The sequence below is a fragment of the Nocardia sp. NPDC046473 genome, assembly GCF_040645995.1.
Taxonomy (GTDB): domain Bacteria; phylum Actinomycetota; class Actinomycetes; order Mycobacteriales; family Mycobacteriaceae; genus Nocardia.
Genome location: NZ_JBEYZJ010000001.1, coordinates 454497 through 471926, shown reverse-complemented (window position 1 = coordinate 471926; position 17430 = coordinate 454497). Strand labels below are relative to the sequence as shown.

Annotated in this window: 15 protein-coding genes and 2 tRNA genes; 8 read left to right on the top strand and 9 right to left on the bottom strand. The window is 66.9% G+C overall.

Annotated features, from left to right (window positions below):
- Positions 1–23 precede the first annotated feature (23 nt).
- Positions 24–1445: a 3-isopropylmalate dehydratase large subunit gene (leuC, locus tag ABZ942_RS02215; protein ID WP_357378176.1), complete on the bottom strand. Its 1422-nt coding sequence runs from the start codon at positions 1443–1445 to the stop codon at positions 24–26.
- A 166-nt stretch (positions 1446–1611) separates the two neighbouring features.
- On the opposite strand from leuC, the gene ABZ942_RS02210 reads away from it, so the two are divergent.
- From ABZ942_RS02210 to ABZ942_RS02200, 3 genes are all read left to right on the top strand, one after another.
- The gene (locus ABZ942_RS02210; RefSeq protein WP_357378174.1) at positions 1612–2313 is read left to right on the top strand and encodes an IclR family transcriptional regulator; all 702 of its coding nucleotides are present in this window, start codon (positions 1612–1614) and stop codon (positions 2311–2313) included.
- A 33-nt stretch (positions 2314–2346) separates the two neighbouring features.
- Positions 2347–2847, top strand: a complete 501-nt coding sequence (locus tag ABZ942_RS02205; protein ID WP_357378172.1) for a PPOX class F420-dependent oxidoreductase — start codon at positions 2347–2349, stop codon at positions 2845–2847.
- A gap of 160 nt (positions 2848–3007) precedes the next feature.
- Positions 3008–3214, top strand: coding sequence for a DUF5302 domain-containing protein (locus ABZ942_RS02200; RefSeq protein WP_357378170.1), 207 nt, complete (start codon positions 3008–3010; stop codon positions 3212–3214).
- A 328-nt stretch (positions 3215–3542) separates the two neighbouring features.
- Here the strand turns inward: ABZ942_RS02200 and ABZ942_RS02195 are convergent.
- The 4 genes from ABZ942_RS02195 to ABZ942_RS02180 all read right to left on the bottom strand — a co-directional run bounded on the left by ABZ942_RS02195 (position 3543) and on the right by ABZ942_RS02180 (position 6268).
- A tRNA-Glu gene (locus ABZ942_RS02195) sits at positions 3543–3615 on the bottom strand.
- Positions 3616–3764: 149 nt separating this feature from the next.
- Positions 3765–3836 (bottom strand) — tRNA-Gln (locus ABZ942_RS02190).
- 134 nt (positions 3837–3970) lie between these two features.
- Entirely contained in the window at positions 3971–5443 is a 1473-nt protein-coding gene (gene gltX / locus ABZ942_RS02185; protein ID WP_357378168.1) for a glutamate--tRNA ligase, read from the bottom strand.
- A 48-nt stretch (positions 5444–5491) separates the two neighbouring features.
- Entirely contained in the window at positions 5492–6268 is a 777-nt protein-coding gene (locus ABZ942_RS02180; protein WP_357378166.1) for a fumarylacetoacetate hydrolase family protein, read from the bottom strand.
- 205 nt (positions 6269–6473) lie between these two features.
- On the opposite strand from ABZ942_RS02180, the gene ABZ942_RS02175 reads away from it, so the two are divergent.
- Together ABZ942_RS02175 and ABZ942_RS02170 are read left to right on the top strand one after the other, a co-directional pair.
- A complete protein-coding gene (locus ABZ942_RS02175; protein ID WP_357378164.1) occupies positions 6474–7664 on the top strand; it encodes an MFS transporter in 1191 nt (396 codons plus the stop codon).
- 325 nt (positions 7665–7989) lie between these two features.
- A complete protein-coding gene (locus tag ABZ942_RS02170) occupies positions 7990–8598 on the top strand; it encodes a helix-turn-helix domain-containing protein (protein ID WP_357378162.1) in 609 nt (202 codons plus the stop codon).
- Positions 8599–8609: 11 nt separating this feature from the next.
- Here ABZ942_RS02170 and ABZ942_RS02165 read toward each other — a convergent pair whose 3' ends face one another.
- The 3 genes from ABZ942_RS02165 to serA all read right to left on the bottom strand — a co-directional run bounded on the left by ABZ942_RS02165 (position 8610) and on the right by serA (position 12034).
- Entirely contained in the window at positions 8610–9212 is a 603-nt protein-coding gene (locus tag ABZ942_RS02165) for a Uma2 family endonuclease (protein WP_357378160.1), read from the bottom strand.
- A 156-nt stretch (positions 9213–9368) separates the two neighbouring features.
- Complete coding sequence (locus tag ABZ942_RS02160) at positions 9369–10376, bottom strand: 3-isopropylmalate dehydrogenase (protein ID WP_357378158.1); 1008 nt, start codon at positions 10374–10376, stop codon at positions 9369–9371.
- A 59-nt stretch (positions 10377–10435) separates the two neighbouring features.
- On the bottom strand, positions 10436–12034 hold the full coding sequence (gene serA, locus ABZ942_RS02155) for a phosphoglycerate dehydrogenase (protein ID WP_357378156.1): 1599 nt from the start codon (positions 12032–12034) through the stop codon (positions 10436–10438).
- 146 nt (positions 12035–12180) lie between these two features.
- Here serA and ABZ942_RS02150 point away from each other — a divergent pair, with 146 nt between their 5' ends.
- On the top strand, positions 12181–12735 hold the full coding sequence (locus ABZ942_RS02150) for a TetR/AcrR family transcriptional regulator (protein ID WP_357378154.1): 555 nt from the start codon (positions 12181–12183) through the stop codon (positions 12733–12735).
- Positions 12736–12806: 71 nt separating this feature from the next.
- On the top strand, positions 12807–14519 hold the full coding sequence (locus ABZ942_RS02145; protein ID WP_357378152.1) for an alpha/beta fold hydrolase: 1713 nt from the start codon (positions 12807–12809) through the stop codon (positions 14517–14519).
- Positions 14520–15208: 689 nt separating this feature from the next.
- Here ABZ942_RS02145 and ABZ942_RS02140 read toward each other — a convergent pair.
- Positions 15209–16096, bottom strand: coding sequence for a LysR family transcriptional regulator (locus ABZ942_RS02140; RefSeq protein ID WP_357378150.1), 888 nt, complete (start codon positions 16094–16096; stop codon positions 15209–15211).
- Positions 16097–16187: 91 nt separating this feature from the next.
- Here ABZ942_RS02140 and ABZ942_RS02135 point away from each other — a divergent pair, with 91 nt between their 5' ends.
- Positions 16188–17399 (top strand): MFS transporter, encoded by a 1212-nt coding sequence (locus ABZ942_RS02135; protein ID WP_357378148.1) that lies wholly within the window; start codon positions 16188–16190, stop codon positions 17397–17399.
- The last annotated feature ends 31 nt before the right edge of the window (positions 17400–17430 follow it).

Below are 17430 nucleotides of genomic sequence, written 5' to 3'. Positions count from 1 at the left end.
GTCGGTAGGGGTATCGCGTCCGGTCAGTCCAGATCCGCAGGTGAGGACAGGGTTCCGCGCACCGCGGTCGCGGCGGCCACGAGCGGCGAAACCAGGTGCGTGCGGCCACCTTTGCCCTGTCGGCCCTCGAAGTTCCGGTTCGACGTGGACGCGCAGCGCTGACCGGGCTCGAGCTGATCCGGATTCATTCCCAGGCACATTGAGCAGCCCGCCTGCCGCCATTCGGCGCCCGCCGTGGTGAAAATCTCGCCCAGTCCTTCTAATTCGGCCTGCGCGCGAACCCGCATAGACCCCGGTACAACCAACATTCGCACCGAGTCGGCGACCTTGCGTCCTTTTAAAACCTCGGCGACAGCACGCAAATCCTCGATGCGCCCGTTGGTGCACGAACCGACGAATACCGTGTCGACCGCCACATCCCGAAGCGGAGTACCCGGCTCCAAATCCATGTACCGCAGCGCTTTCGCCGCCGACTCGCGGGCCGTCTCGTCCGCGATCTGGGCGGGGTCCGGCACCGATTCGCCGAGGGGCGCGCCCTGTCCCGGGTTGGTACCCCAGGTGACGAACGGGGTCAGCTCGGCGGCGTCGATGTGCACCTCGGCGTCGAAAGTCGCGCCGTCGTCGGTCTTCAGCGCCTCCCAGGCGGCCACTGCTGCCGTCCAGTCGGCTCCCTGCGGGGCGTGCGGGCGTCCTTCGAGGAATTCATAGGTCGTTTCGTCCGGAGCGATCATGCCGGCCCTGGCGCCCGCCTCGATGGACATGTTGCAGATGGTCATTCGCGCCTCCATCGACATGGCGCGAATCGCCTCGCCGCGATACTCCAGCACGTAGCCCTGGCCGCCGCCGGTACCGATCTTCGCGATGACGGCCAGAATCAGGTCTTTGCTCGTCACGCCGGGCGCCAACGTGCCGTCCACGGTGATCGCCATCGTCTTGAACGGGCGCAGCGAGAGTGTCTGGGTAGCAAGGACATGCTCGACCTCGGAGGTGCCGATGCCCATCGCCAGCGCGCCGAACGCGCCGTGCGTCGAGGTGTGACTGTCCCCGCACACCACCGTCATGCCCGGCTGGGTGAGGCCGAGCTGCGGGCCGACCACGTGCACGATGCCCTGGTCCAGATCGCCCATCGGATGCAGGCGCACACCGAATTCCGCGCAGTTACGGCGCAGAGTGTCCACCTGGGTGCGCGAAATCGGGTCCGCGATGGGCTTATCGATATCGACGGTCGGGACGTTGTGGTCCTCGGTCGCGATCGTCAGATCGGGCCGCCGTACCGGTCGGCCCGCCGCGCGCAGGCCGTCGAAGGCCTGCGGGCTGGTCACCTCGTGCACCAGATGCAGGTCGATGTAGATCAGGTCGGGTTCGCGCCCGGCGCCCTCACCCGAACCGTGGGTTACGACGTGCTGCTCCCACACCTTTTCGGCCATGGTGCGTGGCTGTGCCATTTCTCGATCACCTTTCGACAAGCATCCGGTCGCGGTCCGGGCTGGGCGCGCGGCGGCGGTTGCACGAGTTTTCGGGTATGCGCGAGGTCGGATGCCTCGTAGGAGATTCAAAGGCGCGCAGACGCCGAAGTGGATTTCCCAACATCCGAGACGCTAGTATCGTTCTATGAGACAGCATAGCGGCATCGGCGTCCTCGACAAAGCAGTGGCGGTGTTGTACGCCGTCGCCGAGCACCCCTGCGGTCTCAACGAGCTGTGCGCCCGCACCGGCCTGCCCCGCGCCACCGCACATCGCCTGGCAGTCGGCCTGGAAGTGCATCGCTTATTGGCCCGCGACAACACCGGAATGTGGCGGCCGGGCCCCGCGCTCGCCGAGCTGGCCGCGGGAGCCACCGATCCGCTGCTGGAGGCCGCGGCGGCCGTGCTGCCCCGGTTACGTGAGATCACCGGCGAAAGTGTCCAGCTGTATCGCCTGGACGGCAATGCGCGGATCTGTGTCGCGGCGCTGGAACCGCCCGTCGGACTGCGCGACACCGTCCCCGTCGGCGCGCGCCTGCCGCTGACCGCCGGTTCCGCCGCCAAGGTGCTCGTCGCCTGGGCCGACGCCGACCTGCAGCGCACCATCCTCGCCGACGCCGTCTTCGGCGAACGCGCACTGACCGAGGTCCGCAAGCGCGGCTGGGCGCAGAGCGCGGCCGAACGCGCCTCCGGCGTGGCAAGCGTGTCCGCCCCCGTGCGCGACGCGGGCGGCGCCGTCATCGCCGCCGTCTCGGTATCCGGCCCGATCGACCGCATGGGCCGCCGCCCCGGCGCCCGCTGGGCCGCCGACCTGGTCGCCGCCGCGGAAGCCCTGCACAAGCGTCTGTAACACGTTCTAGAAATCACGTTCTAGAGTAGGCCCATGGGAGTCAACCAACGGGCACAGATCGTCATGTCCGACACCGAGATCAGCGATTTCTTGGAGCGCAGCCGAGTCGCCACCCTGGCCACCATCGGCCCCGACGGCAGGCCGCACCTGACCGCCATGTGGTACGCGCTCATCGACGGCGAACTCTGGTTCGAGACGAAGACAAAGTCCCAAAAAGCCGTCAACCTGCGCCGCGACCCCCGCATCACCTGCATGGTCGAGGCAGGCCAGACCTACGACCAGCTGCGCGGCGTAGCCATCGAGGGCCACGCCGAAATCATCGACGACCCCGAAAAGCTCTACGCCGTCGGCGTCAGCGTCTGGGAGCGCTACACCGGCCCCTACAGCGAAGACGTCCGCCCCATGGTCGAAACCATGCTCCACAAACGTTCCGCCATCCGGGTAATCCCCGACCGCACCCGCAGCTGGGACCACCGCAAACTGGGCCTCCCCCAACTCCCCCTCGGCGGCACCACCGCCCAACCCCTCGACTGACCGGCCTATGCGTTGCACCACACCCCCACCCGACGCACCCCGATATCGAACTGACATCACCCCCCTCCCCCGACTAACGTCGAACCGTTCGACACCAATCGGCCGGCGACCGCAGCCCGCAACGGCGCGGCACCCCGACCGCCACCACGAGGAGACGGCGATGACGGAATCTGATAGTTCCAACGGCTCAGGCACCCCCGAGGCCACCAGCGCCGAAGAAGTAAAGCGCAAGTTCAAAGAGGCCCTCGACCGCAAAAACCAGCACAACGCCCGCACCGCCGACCACCTCGACGGCCGCTCCAAGGGCGCCAACGCCACCCACGGCAACGCCAGCACCAAGCGCGAATTCCGCCGCAAGAGCGGATAGGCCCAACAGACGAGAAAGGCCCCCTGGTCACAGACCCGGGGGCCTTCGTTTTGCCTGAACGAGGACAGCACTGCCCAGGAGGATGCACGCTCACCAACACCGAACGAGCCTCAGCGACCGAGCGCCGATCAGTCCGACCGAGTTGAGCAAAACCGTGGGAACCAAAACCCCCACCGCATACAGCCCTACATGAGCGCCGGGGGCGAAGCCTCCCGGCCAGGGGGTCCGGGGGCGCAGCCCGCCGGGCGGGGTTTGGGGGTTGCACCCCCAAAAGAAATTGCGAAACAGTAAAGGCCCATGCCCCATGGGCATGGGCCTTGCAACTGTGTAGCCCCGACGGGATTCGAACCCGCGCTACCGCCTTGAGAGGGCGGCGTCCTAGGCCGCTAGACGACGGGGCCAGGACTGCTTCTCGTTTGCACGAGGAGCACCTTTGGTTGATCTTTCGATCAGGAGGCTCGGCTAGCTTAGCTGGCCGGAGCGTGGCGACCAAATCGCCAGCTGCTGTACTGATTTCGGCCGCGCACCGATCTCGACAACAATCTCTCCGCTGGGGTACCAGGACTCGAACCTAGAATGGCTGAACCAGAATCAGCTGTGTTGCCAATTACACCATACCCCAATGACCAGGCGTTTCAGCCTCGCGTCTGGATGACTGCGAGGCCTTGTTCCGAGCCGAGAAGAAGACTACCAAACGGCTATGGGTTAACTACAAATCGCCTGGTCAAAGCCATGTTTTCGGCCTGTTCCGGAGTTTCAGGCCATGGCCGACCACTCTTGCGCGGAGCGCAGCCGGTCCAGGCTGGTGTCGCGGCCGAGCAGTTCGAGCGACTCGTAGAGCGGCGGGCTGATGTGTGATCCGGTCACCGCGACGCGCACGGGCGCGAATGCTTTGCGTGGTTTGAGCCCCAGATCGTCGATCAGCGCGGTTTTCAGCGCGTCTTCGATAGCGGCGGTGGACCACTGTGTCAGTGGCTCCAGCGCGGCAATAGCGGATTGCAATACCTGATTTGCTTCGGGACCGAGATTCTTGGCTCCCGCGGTGGGGTCGATCGCAAATTGTTCGGCGGGCGCCAACAGAAAACGCAACAGTTCCCAAGCGTCCGACAACACTACGATCCGGGTCTGCACCAGTTCGGCCGCAACGGCGAACATCTTCTCATCGATTTCGGCGCCGATATGACCGTGCCGGGTCAGGTACTCACGCAGTCGGTTGCTGAAATCACCCGGTTCCAGCAATCGGATGTGCTCGGCGTTGAGCGCGTCCGCCTTCTTCTGATCGAATCGGGCCGGATTCGAATTCACTTTCGATATGTCGAACGCGGCAACCATCTCCGCCATGGTGAACACGTCGTGGTCGTCGGCGATGCTCCAACCGAGAAGTGCCAGGTAATTCAGCAAACCTTCGGGGATGAATCCACGATCGCGATGGACGAACAGATTCGACTCGGGATCGCGCTTGGACAACTTCTTGTTGCCCTGTCCCAGGACGAACGGCAGGTGGCCGAACTCCGGCGTGAAGTCCGCGATGCCGATGCGGCGCAGGGCGCCGTAGAGCGCGATCTGGCGCGGGGTCGAGGAAAGCAGGTCCTCGCCGCGCAATACGTGGGTGATCTTCATCAACGCGTCGTCGAGCGGGTTGACCAGCGTGTACAGCGGGTCACCGGTACCGCGGGTGAGCGCGAAGTCCGGCACGCTGCCCGCCTTGAAGGTGGTTTCGCCGCGCACCAGATCGTGCCAGGTGATGTCCTCCGCGGGCATCCGAAGCCGAATCACCGCGGGGCGCCCGGCATCTCGATACGCCTCGATCTGCTGGGCGGTGAGGTCGCGATCGTAGTTGTCGTAGCCGAGCTTCGGATCGCGTCCGGCGGCGCGGTGGCGGGCCTCGACTTCCTCAGGCGTGGAGAAGGATTCGTAGGCCTCGCCGGCCGCCAGCAAACGCTGGACCGCGTCGCGGTGCAGATCCTTGCGCAGCGACTGGCGGTACGGCTCGTAGGGGCCGCCGACCTCCGGGCCCTCGTCCCAGGTGAGGCCGAGCCAGCGCAGCGCGTCGAGCAGCGCGCGGTAGGAGTCCTCGGAATCCCGTGCCGCATCGGTGTCTTCGATGCGGAAGACGAATTTTCCACCGTGGTGTCGGGCGTAGGCCCAGTTGAACAGCGCCGTGCGGATCAGGCCGACGTGCGGCGTCCCGGTGGGCGACGGGCAGAAGCGGACCCGTACTTCAGTCATGGCTCTCTTTCGACTAACTGGTCGTTTCGAGTGACCTGCAAGCAGTCACTAGCGATGCTTGGCGGCAACAGGATTGATCAAGGTTCCGATGCCCTCGATGGTCACGGACACCTGCTGCCCGGCCTGCACCGGACCGACGCCCTCCGGCGTTCCGGTGAGGATGACATCGCCGGGCAGCAGCGTCATCACGGCGCTGATCCACTCGATGAGCTTCGGAATGTCGTGCAGTAGAAGCGAAGTGCGGCTGCGCTGGCGGACTTCGCCGTCGAGCTCGGTAACGATCTCCAGATCCGAAGGATCCAAGGAGGTTTCGATCCACGGGCCGAGCGGGCAGAAGGTGTCGTAGCCCTTGCCCCTGGTCCACTGCCCGTCGTGGCGCTGCTGGTCGCGCGCGGTCACATCGTTGGCGACGGTGTAGCCGAGCACCACGTCCAGCGCGCGGGCGGCGGGCACGTCCTTGCAGGGGCGGCCGATGACGACGGCGAGCTCGCCCTCGTAGTCGACCTGAGAGGAGCTGGGCGGCAGGATGATCGGGGCGTTCGGCCCGGTGATCGCGGTGTTCGGCTTGAGGAAGATCACCGGGTCTTCCGGTGCGGGCCCGCCCATTTCGGCCGCGTGTGCCGCGTAGTTCTTGCCGATACAGACCACCTTGCTCGCCAGGATCGGCGCGAGCAGGCGGACATCGGCCAGCGGCCAGCTCCGCCCGGTGAACGTCGGCGTACCGAACGGGTGTTCCGCGATTTCCTTCGCGATGGTGTCGCTTCCGTCCCCCTCGATGCTGACGAACGCGACCCCATCGGGACTGGCTACTCGACCTAGACGCATGCCGGGCAGTCTATCGACCGGCTTCCACCTGCTCGAACGCGCCCAACCGAGCGGTACGCGTTGCCGCGCCCCGCCGATTTCCGCCGACTGTGAGCAGTCCGACAACCGAGCGCCGAAATCAACGTGCCCGCGCGGTGTAACGTAAGCCGCAGTGTTCATCCAATGGGAACATCATCCCAAATAATGAGATTCAGAGGTGAGACCGATGGCTACCGCGACACAGATCAAGGAGACTCGACGGTGGTCCATGCTCGGTCTCGGCGTCTTCGCGCAAGCCGCGAGCGCGGTCTTCGTGAACGGCGTCGCGTTCCTGCTGCCCGCGCTGACCGATCGCGGTATGCCGTTGGCCACTGCGGGACTGCTGGTGGCGATGCCCACATTCGGATTGGTCGGCACGCTGATCGCGTGGGGGTACGTGGTCGATCGGATCGGTGAGCGCAAAGTACTGATCGGCGGGCCGCTACTGATGCTGATCGCCGGCGGTGCGGCGGCCGCCGCGACGAACGACATCGCTTTGGGCGCACTGTTGTTCCTGGGTGGCGTCGGTGCGGCGAGCACCAACGGGGCCAGCGGCCGCCTCATCGTCGGCTGGTTTCCGCCGCAGCGACGCGGGCTGGCGATGGGGATCCGGCAGACCGCGCAGCCCCTCGGCGTCGGCATCGGCGCGCTGGCCGTGCCCGCCGTCGCCGCGACATACGGTGTGCCCGCGGCGATTCTGGTGCCCGCGGCGATGGCGGGCATCGCCGCGGTGGGCGCGCTGATCGGCATCGTCGATCCACCGCGCCCGGCGGGCGCCACCGCGAGCGATGCGGCGTTGCGCGCCAATCCTTATCGCGGCGATACGACTTTGTGGCGCATCCATGCCGTCTCTGTGCTGCTCGTCATACCGCAGGGCACAGTGTGGACTTTCGCACTGCTGTGGCTGCACCGCGACGTCGGCTGGTCGTTGGCCGCGGCCGGAATTCTGGTTACCGCCACCCAAATCCTGGGCGCCGCAGGCCGAATCGGGGCCGGTGCCTGGTCCGACCGGGTCGGCAGCCGGTTGGGTCCGTTGCGCACCGTCGCCATCGCCGCCGTGTTGTCGATGGCCGCACTGGCGTTGGCGGCCTGGACCCACATGTGGTGGGCCGCAATCCCGTTGCTGGTCGTCGCCTCGGTGATCACGGTGTCCGACAACGGACTCGCCTTCACCGCCGTCGCCGAAATCGCAGGACCCTATTGGAGTGGTCGCGGACTCGGCATCCAGAACACCGGCCAGAATCTGGCAATGGCCGCGGTGCCGCCGGTGTTCGGCGCACTCATCAGCGCAAGCGGTTTCGCCGCCGCCTACCTGCTGGCGGCCGCGCTCGCGGTAGCCGCCGTCCCGCTGGTGCCGACCGACCGCCGAGCCCAATAACCGCCCAGCCCTGATGGATTGACGTCCGCTCCGCATGCCAGAGCGGGCGTCGATCGTCCGATGTGTCCGACGCGACTCATCCAGTCGCGCCCGGATCGATGCGATATCGATCACTCTGACGATTCGGGAACGATTAGGCCACAACACTTTTGGTACGCAAGCGCCATTCAGTCCACTGAACAACTTTCGATCCCGAACTACGCACCGACTGTAATCAGACTGAAGCACGATTAGGTCACCTACACAGGCCCAGATGTCACTCTTAGCGACATCCTGTCGCCAACAGGTACGATGGAAACATTCTGTCGCTATCACCAGGAGTGCGATGCCGAGGATCGACGCACCAACCGTCGCCGAACACCGGGCGAATCAAGAACGCGCGCTGCTCGACGCCGCCCGCATGGTGTTGCTACAGAACGGGCCACAGGCGGTGACGCCCGCCACGGTCGGCGCGGCCGCCGGGCTCGCCCGCAGCAGCGTCTACAAGTACTTCAGCTCCGGCGACGAAATCCTGTACCGCATCGTGTCGGACGCGCTGCTGGAATGGGGCGCGCGCGTGCGCGACACGGTCGAACGCGCCGAGACTCCCGCGGGCCAGGTCGACGCCTATGTGCGAACCACCCTGGCATTGGCGGCATCTGGCACGCACCGCATCGCCGTCCTCGGCAGCACCCTTCCCCGCGACGAGGCGGCCCGGCGCGATCTCGCCGACGCACACCACGATTCGGCCGCGCCACTGCGTGCGGCGCTCACCGCCCTCGACAACCCGAACCCCGACCTGACCGCCGATCTCATCGACGGCGCACTCGGCCGCGCCATCGAACGCATCGATGCGGGCCGCCCGCACGACGAGATCGCCAGGGAGACAATCGCGTTCGTCCGCCGCGCGGTCGGCCTCAACCATCGTCCGATCCGCCACCACGGCATGGGCTGACGCCCGCTCGGTCAAACCGCAAGCAGCGCAGCGGGATCGAACGTGACGCGGAACGGGATGTCGGCGTCGACGACCGCGTCGAAAACACTGCCCGAACAGACAACGGGATCGGCGCCATAGCCGCCCTCGCCCAACACCATCCGATGCATCACGACATCGGGTTGATGCTCGACGATCCAATACTGCGGAATGCCGACCGCCGCGTACTCGCGCACCTTCCGCACCCGATCGGTGCGTTCGGTCCCACTGCCCGGCGCGACGACCTCGACCGCCAACCGCACCTCGGATCCGGGAACCCGCTTGGGCACCTCCGCGACCACGGCCGCCCTGGCGACCTCACGCGGAATCACGATGATGTCGGGCTTGCGCACTCCGCTGCGCGTGCTGACCTCCCAGCCGCTCCCGACACAGAGATGAACGGCGGCTCCCACGGCACCGGCATCGATGAATCGCCCGAGCCGCTGCGTCACGTGATTGTGCCGAGCGCCGCAGGCCACCTCGACCAGCCAGCCGTCCTCCAGCTCGAACCCCTTGCCGCCACCCGGGGTGTCACGAAGGTCGAGCCCGGCATACGGACCGACCTGCGCTCGCCGATTCCCGCGCTGTGTGCTCACCGAACCTCCGTCTCACCAGGTAAGCCCGTCGATGAGCGGCCGACTGTGGCACACGTCATGGACTCAGTCCATGACTTACCACCACACGTGCGTTTCACACATGGCCGAAGGCCCCGCACCGGAATTGCTCCGGTACGGGACCTCGCTGGGTTTCGCTCAGACGATGGCGGCGATGCGATCGCCGACCTCGACCGTCGACGCCGCACCCGCGCGCGACGCGAGGTCCTTGGCGACGGCGGATTCGATGCGGGCGGCAGCCTCGGTATTGCCGAGATGGTTGAGCAGCAACGACACCGAAAGGATCGCCGCGGTCGGATCCGCCTTGGACTGCCCCGCAATGTCGGGGGCGCTGCCGTGCACCGGCTCGAACATGCTCGGGTTGGTGCCCGAGGCATCGATGTTGCCGCTGGCGGCCAGCCCGATGCCACCGCTGACAGCGGCCGCGAGATCGGTGATGATGTCGCCGAACAGGTTGTCGGTGACGATCACGTCGAACCGGCCCGGATCGTTCACCAGGTGGATGGTCGCGGCGTCGATGTGCTGGTAAGCCGTTGCCACATCAGGGAATTCGGTCGCGACCTGGTCCACGGTGCGCTGCCACAGCGAACCGGCGAAGGTGAGCACGTTGGTCTTGTGCACCAGCGTGAGGTGCTTGCGGCGGGCCTGCGCCTTCGCGAAGGCGTAGCGCACCACGCGCTCGATGCCGAAGCGGGTGTTGGTGCTCACCTCGGTCGCCACCTCGTGCGGCGTCTCGACCCGAATCGCACCGCCGGTGCCGGTGTACGGCCCCTCGGTGCCCTCGCGCACCACCACGAAGTCGATGTCGGGAGTGCCGGCCAGCGGGCTGGTCACGCCGGGAAACAGCTTGGACGGCCGCAGATTCACGTGATGATCCAGCGCGAACCGGGTGCGCAGCAGCAGCCCGCGCTCGAGCACGCCGCTCGGCACCGACGGGTCGCCGATCGCGCCGAGCAGGATCGCGTCGTGCTGCTTCAACTCCGGCAGCACGGAATCCGGCAGGATCTCACCGGTCGCGTGGTACCGCTTGGCGCCGAGGTCGTACTCGGTCTTCGCGACGCCGGGCTGGACCACGTCGAGCACCTTGAGCGCCTCGGCGATGACCTCGGGCCCGATGCCGTCGCCGGGGATGACAGCAAGCTTCATTGCAACGCTCCGTTGTTAATCGGGGGCGCGCCCAGCCGTGGGCGCGCCCCTGCACACGATCAGAACAGGTCGACGACGACGACCTTTGCGGCGCCGACGGATTCGGCGATGGCGGCCTCGATTGTGTCGGGCACCTCGCGGTTGACCCGCAGGATCACCGTCGCGCCTTCCTTGTCGACGTCCTGGCTCAGCTGCGCGGCCAGGATGTCGATGCCCGCCTCGCCGAGCTTGGTGCCGATCTTGCCGAGCGCGCCCGGCTTGTCCTCGTAGTTCAGCACGGCCATGTTGATGCCCTCGGCGCGCATGTCGTAGTTCCGGCCGTTGATGTTGACGATCTTCTGCACCTGCTGCGGCTCGGTCAGCGTGCCCGCCACGTTCAGGGTGCGGCCGTCGCCGAACACGGCGCGCAGGTCGACGACGCTGCGGTGGCTCGGGCTGTCCGGCACGGTGTTCACCTGCGCGGTGATGCCGCGCTCCTTGGCCAGGGTCGGCGCGTTGACGAAGGTGACGTGGTCTTCTACCAGCGCGGAGAAGATACCGCGCAGCGCCGAAAGTTCCAGCACCGCAACGTCATGCGCGGCGAGCTCGCCGCGCACCTGCACCTCGACGCTGACCGGCAGCTCGCTCGACAGCGCACCGAGCAGTGCACCCTGCTTGCGCACGATGTCCAGCCACGGCGCGACGTCTTCGTCGACGCTGCCGCCGGTGACGTTCACCGCGCCGGGCACGAATTCACCGGCGAGCGCGAGCAATACGGACTTGGCGACATCGGTGCCCGCCCGGTCCTGCGCCTCCGAGGTGGAAGCGCCGAGGTGCGGGGTCACCACGACCTGCGGCAGCTCGAACAGCGGGCTGTCGGTGCACGGCTCGGTCTCGAACACGTCCAGGCCGGCGGCCCGCACGTGACCGGACTTGATGGCATCGGCCAGCGCCTGCTCGTCGACCAGGCCACCGCGCGCGGCGTTGACGATGATGACGCCCGGCTTGGTCTTGGCGATGGCTTCCTTGCCGATGATGCCCTTGGTCTCCGGGGTTTTCGGCAGGTGCACCGAGATCAGGTCGGCGCGCTCGAGCAGCTCGTCCAGGCTGAGCAGCTCGATGCCGAGCTGGGCGGCGCGGGCCGGCGAGACGTAGGGGTCGTACGCGACGATCTTGGTCTCGAAGGCGGCGAGCCGGGCGGCGAACAGCTGGCCGATGCGGCCGAGGCCGACCACGCCGACGGTCTTGTCGAAGATCTCGACACCGTTGAATTTGCTGCGCTGCCAGGTGTGCTCGCGCAGCGTGGCATCGGCGGCCGGGATCTGGCGGGCGGCGGCGAGCAGCAGCGTGACCGCGTGCTCGGCGGCGGTGTGGATGTTCGAGGTCGGCGCGTTGACCACCATGACGCCGTGTTCGGTGGCCGCGGGCACGTCGACATTGTCGAGGCCGACGCCGGCCCGGGCGACGATCTTGAGGTTCTTGCCTGCCGCGAGCACCTCGGCGTCCACCGTGGTCGCGGAGCGCACGAGTAGCGCGTCGGCCTCGGGGACAGCGGCGAGCAGAGCCGGGCGGTCGGGGCCGTCGACCCACCGAACCTCGACTCCGTCACCGAGCGCGTCGACGGTCGACTGGGCAAGCTTGTCGGCGATCAGGACAACAGGACGGCCTGCTTGGCTCACTGTGGAGTACTCCTGGGGAAAGGGTTCGGCAATTACCGCCGATCAGCTTAGTGGGCGTCGTTTCGGCATGTTCTGCCCCCTGGTAAGGCGGCCGTCGTCAGTATGCCGCATTGGTCAAAATATGAAGACCGGTCTACAGTTACCGCATGGGTGCCAAGGGAACCGAGACGCGCGGCCAACTGATCAGCGCCACGCGCGGACTGGTGGAGAAGCACGGGTACTTCGGCACCGGCCTCAACCAGATCATCGAGACCAGCGGCGCACCGCGCGGCTCGCTGTACTTCCACTTCCCCGGCGGCAAGGACCAGCTCGTCGCCGAGGCGGTCGCCCAGGCGGGCAACGAGATCACGGCGTTGATCGATGCGGTCGCACCCGGCGACACCGCCGCGGCGGCGACCAGCCTGCTCACCGCGTTCGGCGATCGACTGGAAGCCTCCGAGTGGCAGCAGGGCTGCCCGGTCGCCACCGTAACCCTCGACGTTTCGGCGGCCAACGACACCATCCAGGCCGAATGCGCCGCCGCCTACGCGGGATGGGAAGAGGCCCTGCGCATTCGGCTGCGGGCCGACGGGCACTCTGATGCCGAGGACTTGGCCGGGGCGATTCTCGCGATGATCGAAGGCGGCTTGCTCTTGGCGCGTGCTCAGCGCAGCCGAGCGCCGCTCGAGCGGGTAGCGCGGACCATTCGCACCATGATCTGAACGGATCAGCAGCTATGCCAATAGTTTTCGCAGATCTACAGAATATGTAGACCGGTCTATTAAGGAGAATCATGTCCCACAGCATCGTGCTCGGCGCCGCCGGGTTCATCGGCCGCGCAGTGGTGGCTCAGTTGCTCGAGCAGGGCGGTTCCGTCGTCGCCGGCGTCCGTCCCGGCAGCGAGGACCGGCTCACCGCATGGTTGCGGGCACGCGCCATCGATCAGACCGGGCTAAGGGTCGTGTCCTGCGATGTGACGGCGAAAGACCTTGGCCTACCTGCCGACCTCGACACCACCGACATCCGTGACGTCTACAACTGCGCGGCGCGCTTCGCTTTCGGTCTCGGCAAGGACGAGGCCTACGCGGTGAACGTGACCGGCGCACTCCACGTGCTCGACTGGGCAGCGACACTGCATGAGCTGCGGCGCGTCGTCCACATCACCGGCTATCGCATCACCGTCGAGGACTCGAACGAACAGGACTATGAGAGAGGGGCTTACGGCGCGTCCAAGTTCGAGTCCGATCCGATGCTGCGCCGGCACGCGGCCGAGCGCGGCATTCCCCTCACGATCGCCAACCCGAGCAGCGTGCTCGGCGCGGGCCAATACGTCGGGCTTGCCGGCATGGTCGACGATCTGTGGCACGGCAGGCTCGCGGCGATCCCCGGCGGTCGCGAAACCTTCGTCCCGATAGTCGATCTGGACTACTTCGCGACCTTCCTGATCAACCTGCCGGATCAGGCCGACACAGCGGGGCGATCCTTCACCGTTCTCGATTCCCGAACTCCGGTGCTGCCGGACCTGATTCGAATGCTCGCCGGGCATCTGGGCGTGCGCGCGCCGCGCTTCTCGGTTCCGGTCGGTGTCATCGAGAAACTGCCGAGGGCGCTGACCGGCGCCGATCCCGAGACGCTTCCGTTCATCGCCGACGATCGGTACGACACCGCCGCCGCGGATGCGGTCGCGCGCACGGCCGGTCTGGCGATGCCGCCCGCCGAGACCGTCCTGCGCACCTGGGCCGATCACCTGGTATCGAGCCGGTTCGGTGCCGTCGAGGCGGATCCGAGCGCCGGATTCGTCGACGGCACTTGGGTTTCCGGCGACCGGGAGCATCCGGCCTATGTGCTGCTGCACGGCCTGCCGCTCGACAGCGAATCCTGGACCGAGGTACGGGCTGCCCTCGCGACACCGAGCCTGGTCGCCGACCTGCCCGGACTCGGGCGGTCCGCACCCGGCGAAATCGATGACGTACTACCGCGATTGATGAGCGCCGTACGCAGTCGTCCAGTACTGGTGGGTCATTCGCTGGGCTGCGGGCCGGTGCTGAGATATGCCGCCGCACACCCGGACCGGGTCTCGGGTGTCGTTCTGGTGTCGCCCGCCTTCCTGCAACCGCGGACCGGCTGGCTCCTGCGTTCGCCGCTGGCGGCGGTGGTGTTGCGGCGAATGTCGGCCGATGCCTTGGCAACACAGCTCGGCATACCCGCCGGCCCCGCGGTGGACAGTGCGGCGGACAACTTGCGCAGGCCAGGGGCGGCAACGCGCACGATCGCCGCGCTGCGCCACGCGAGCGCACCCGAACGCCGGAAAGAGCTGACCGGCCTGCTCGCGCAGGTAACCGTGCCGGTGCGGATCGTGGCAGGCACCCAGGACCCGCTCACGATGACCGTGCCGCAGGAACTGTCCGTCATCGAGGGCGCCGGCCATTACCCGCAGCTGACCCATCCCGCACAGGTCGCGGTCGAGATCGCCCGGGTCGGCGCCCAGCCGGTGCACGCCGGCTAGCGAAACGCGGAGGGCCCCGCACCACCCGGGTGCGGGGCCCTCTCCGGAATCGCGCTCAGTGGCGCGAGACCCGGTCGATCAATCGACCATCACGTTGAATCAGCGGCCGCCGAAGGAGCCCGTCCACAGGGTGTTGAGGATTCCGTGGAAAGCGGCACCGAAGGTGTCCAGGAAACCGCCGAGGGCAGCGCTACCGGTGTCGATGATAACGGGGATCATTTAAATACCTCTTCATTGAAAGACAATCCAGTCGTACTGGCTGACACAAGGCTCATCGGCGTCCAGACAAAGACGGTTACGAAATTCTGCTATTTAGTGACGTAGGTTACAGGCACATCACGAAGAACCCCTAGTCAAGCGACCAACAGGGGTGGATGCCCGGAGAACCAGGGGCTTGACCACGATGTATGCCTAGCGGCTCTCGCCCCCGACCCGCCGGAACGGTAAACATAAAGATCTTCTAAGAAATCGATAGCACCCCAATAAGAGGGCTATACACGCTCGACAGACCCGGACATTTCCGACAGCTCAGCGAAACTCTGTAACAAGCGCACGAATTCGCCGATTGCACCTCGTAGAAGCAGTCGTGTACGCATCGACAGACGGCACATTCGGCGTACGTTCGGACCACCCATATCCGCACCGGATAAACGTGCCGCGCACTATCTTTCACCGACCGCAATCGGCGTTCAGCTCACCGTGGCGACAGCCCGGGAAAAGGCCCGCACCCGCGTGGTTTCGCGATTGCGATGCCAGACCAGCCCCAGCCGCGAGTGCGCCAACCCGGTCACCGGCACAAAGCTGACCTCCGGCCGGTCATGGAACACCGCGGTCGGATGGCACAGCAACATCGCGCCCGCACCTGCCGCTACCAACTCGATCCCCTCCCGCAACGTGCCGACGCCGGGCCCGGCCGGGACGGGCCGGCCACCCGGAGTCACATCCACCGACTGGGCCCGTCGCCAGTAGTGCGGTGCCGGCCCACGCACGCCGATCAACGAGAACTCGGCCAGATCTTCCGGCGACAGGCTGGCCCGGGCCGCGAGCGGGTGGCCCTTGTGCACGGCCAACATCTGCGGATTCTCCGAAAAGACCTGCCCGAGAACAAGATCGCTCTCCCCCATCGGCAGCAGCACGACCGCGATATCGACCTCGCTGCGCTGCACCGGACCGAACGGATCGGCGAGCGGAATCTCGACCACCTCGGTGACGCAGGCGGGAAACCGGTGCTGGAACAGTTCGATTGCCTCCGTGAGGTTCGCACTGCCCGAGCCCTGAATCCCTATGCGCAGTACACCTTCGGTCCCGCGAGCCGTCGCACGGACGCTGTCCACCGTCGCCCGCAGCGCCGCGTAGGCGGGCTCCAGGTCGGCCAGGAAGTCCGCGCCGAGCGGCGTGAGCGTGACCTTGCGGCTGGTGCGCTCGATCAGTCGCGCCCCGACCCGCTGTTCCAATGCGCGCAGCAATTGACTCACCCGGCTCTGCGAGACGTACAGCCGCTCCCCCGCGCGGCCGAAGTGCAGTTCCTCGGCGAGCACGAGAAAGGCCTCCAGCTCACGTACCTCCACGCCGGTCATTGGCGTCCTCTCCAGCGTCGATGAGTTCAGCTCATAGAACGATGAGACCTTCGCCGTTGTTTCCACCCGGGAAGATCAGTTGGCTGGAGGCATGACACAGACTCGCGGAATCGCGAATCCGGCTCCGGCAGCGCGCGGTTCGGCGCTGCGCGGCTGGCTCGGCGTCGGCGCCGTGACCGGCGCCACCTTCACGGCCGTCACCTCGGAGATGCTGCCGGTCGGCTTGCTCACCCCCATCAGCGACACCTTGCGGGTCACCGAGGGCGCGGCGGGGCTCTCGCTGACCGCCACCGGCGTGGTCGCCGCCCTGTCCGCACCGCTGATCACCGCCGCGCTCGGTCGCACCGACCGCAGGCTCGTGCTCTGCGCGCTGCTCGCGGTGCTGATGCTCGGCAATCTCGGTGCGGCCTGGTCGCCGAACTTCGCCGTCATGATCGGGGCCAGGGTGCTGATCGGCCTCGGCATCGGCGGTGTGTGGGCCATCGCGGCGAGCATGGCGGCGCGGCTGGTACCGGAGAAGTCGATCGGTCCGGCCACCTCACTGGTCTACAGCGGTGTCGCGGTGGCCTCGGTGATCGGCGTCCCGGCGGGGACCTACATCGGCGCGCTCACCGGGTGGCGCACGGCCTTCCTCGTCTGCGCCGGTCTCGCATTGATCGTCCTCGTCGCCGTCGCCGCGCTGCTGCCGAGACTGACTGTCGCGCAGGTAGTTCCGCTCCGCGAGGTGCTGCGGATGACCCGCAGGCCCCAATTGCGTACCGCGCTACTGGTTGTCGCGTTCCTGGTGACCGGCCACTTCGCCGCCTACACCTATATCCGTCCGCTGCTGGAGAAGGTCACCGGCATCGGCGCGAGCACCATCGGCACCGTGCTGCTGGTGTACGGAATCGCCGGTGTCATCGGCAATTTCAGCATGGGCACCGTAGGCGTCCGCGGCCCGCGCCGCACGCTGATCACCATCAGCATCCCGCTGGCCGTCACTGTGCTGTTGATACCGGCGCTCGGTGGTTCGCTGTGGCTCGCCGTCGTGCTGATGGTGGCCTGGGGTCTGTCCTACGGCGGTGTGTCGGTCACCACCCAGAACTGGGCCTTCGCCGCGGCACCCGACGCGCGCGAGGCCGCGTCCTCATTGAACGCGGGCGTCTTCAACGCCGCTATCGCCCTCGGCGCCCTGGTCGGCGGGCGCGCGGCGGACGCGTTCGGCATCAGTTCGGCGATGTGGCTCGGCGGTGCGCTCGCGCTCGTCGCACTGACGATCGCCGCGGCGAGCCGCGCACCGGAAGCCCCCGAGCTGCGGAGATAGCGAAAAACGAGATGCGGTGGTGATCATCGGG

Coding starts and splice junctions, on each gene's coding strand:
- ABZ942_RS02135 (WP_357378148.1), top strand. CDS start 16,188: ATGACACAGACTCGCGGAATCGCGAATCCGGCTCCGGCAGCGCGCGGT.
- ABZ942_RS02175 (WP_357378164.1), top strand. CDS start 6,474: ATGGCTACCGCGACACAGATCAAGGAGACTCGACGGTGGTCCATGCTC.
- ABZ942_RS02160 (WP_357378158.1), bottom strand. CDS start 10,376: ATGAAGCTTGCTGTCATCCCCGGCGACGGCATCGGGCCCGAGGTCATC.
- gltX (WP_357378168.1), bottom strand. CDS start 5,443: ATGACTGAAGTACGGGTCCGCTTCTGCCCGTCGCCCACCGGGACGCCG.
- ABZ942_RS02140 (WP_357378150.1), bottom strand. CDS start 16,096: ATGACCGGCGTGGAGGTACGTGAGCTGGAGGCCTTTCTCGTGCTCGCC.
- ABZ942_RS02170 (WP_357378162.1), top strand. CDS start 7,990: ATGCCGAGGATCGACGCACCAACCGTCGCCGAACACCGGGCGAATCAA.
- ABZ942_RS02145 (WP_357378152.1), top strand. CDS start 12,807: ATGTCCCACAGCATCGTGCTCGGCGCCGCCGGGTTCATCGGCCGCGCA.
- ABZ942_RS02150 (WP_357378154.1), top strand. CDS start 12,181: ATGGGTGCCAAGGGAACCGAGACGCGCGGCCAACTGATCAGCGCCACG.
- ABZ942_RS02205 (WP_357378172.1), top strand. CDS start 2,347: ATGGGAGTCAACCAACGGGCACAGATCGTCATGTCCGACACCGAGATC.
- leuC (WP_357378176.1), bottom strand. CDS start 1,445: ATGGCACAGCCACGCACCATGGCCGAAAAGGTGTGGGAGCAGCACGTC.
- ABZ942_RS02200 (WP_357378170.1), top strand. CDS start 3,008: ATGACGGAATCTGATAGTTCCAACGGCTCAGGCACCCCCGAGGCCACC.
- ABZ942_RS02180 (WP_357378166.1), bottom strand. CDS start 6,268: ATGCGTCTAGGTCGAGTAGCCAGTCCCGATGGGGTCGCGTTCGTCAGC.
- ABZ942_RS02210 (WP_357378174.1), top strand. CDS start 1,612: ATGAGACAGCATAGCGGCATCGGCGTCCTCGACAAAGCAGTGGCGGTG.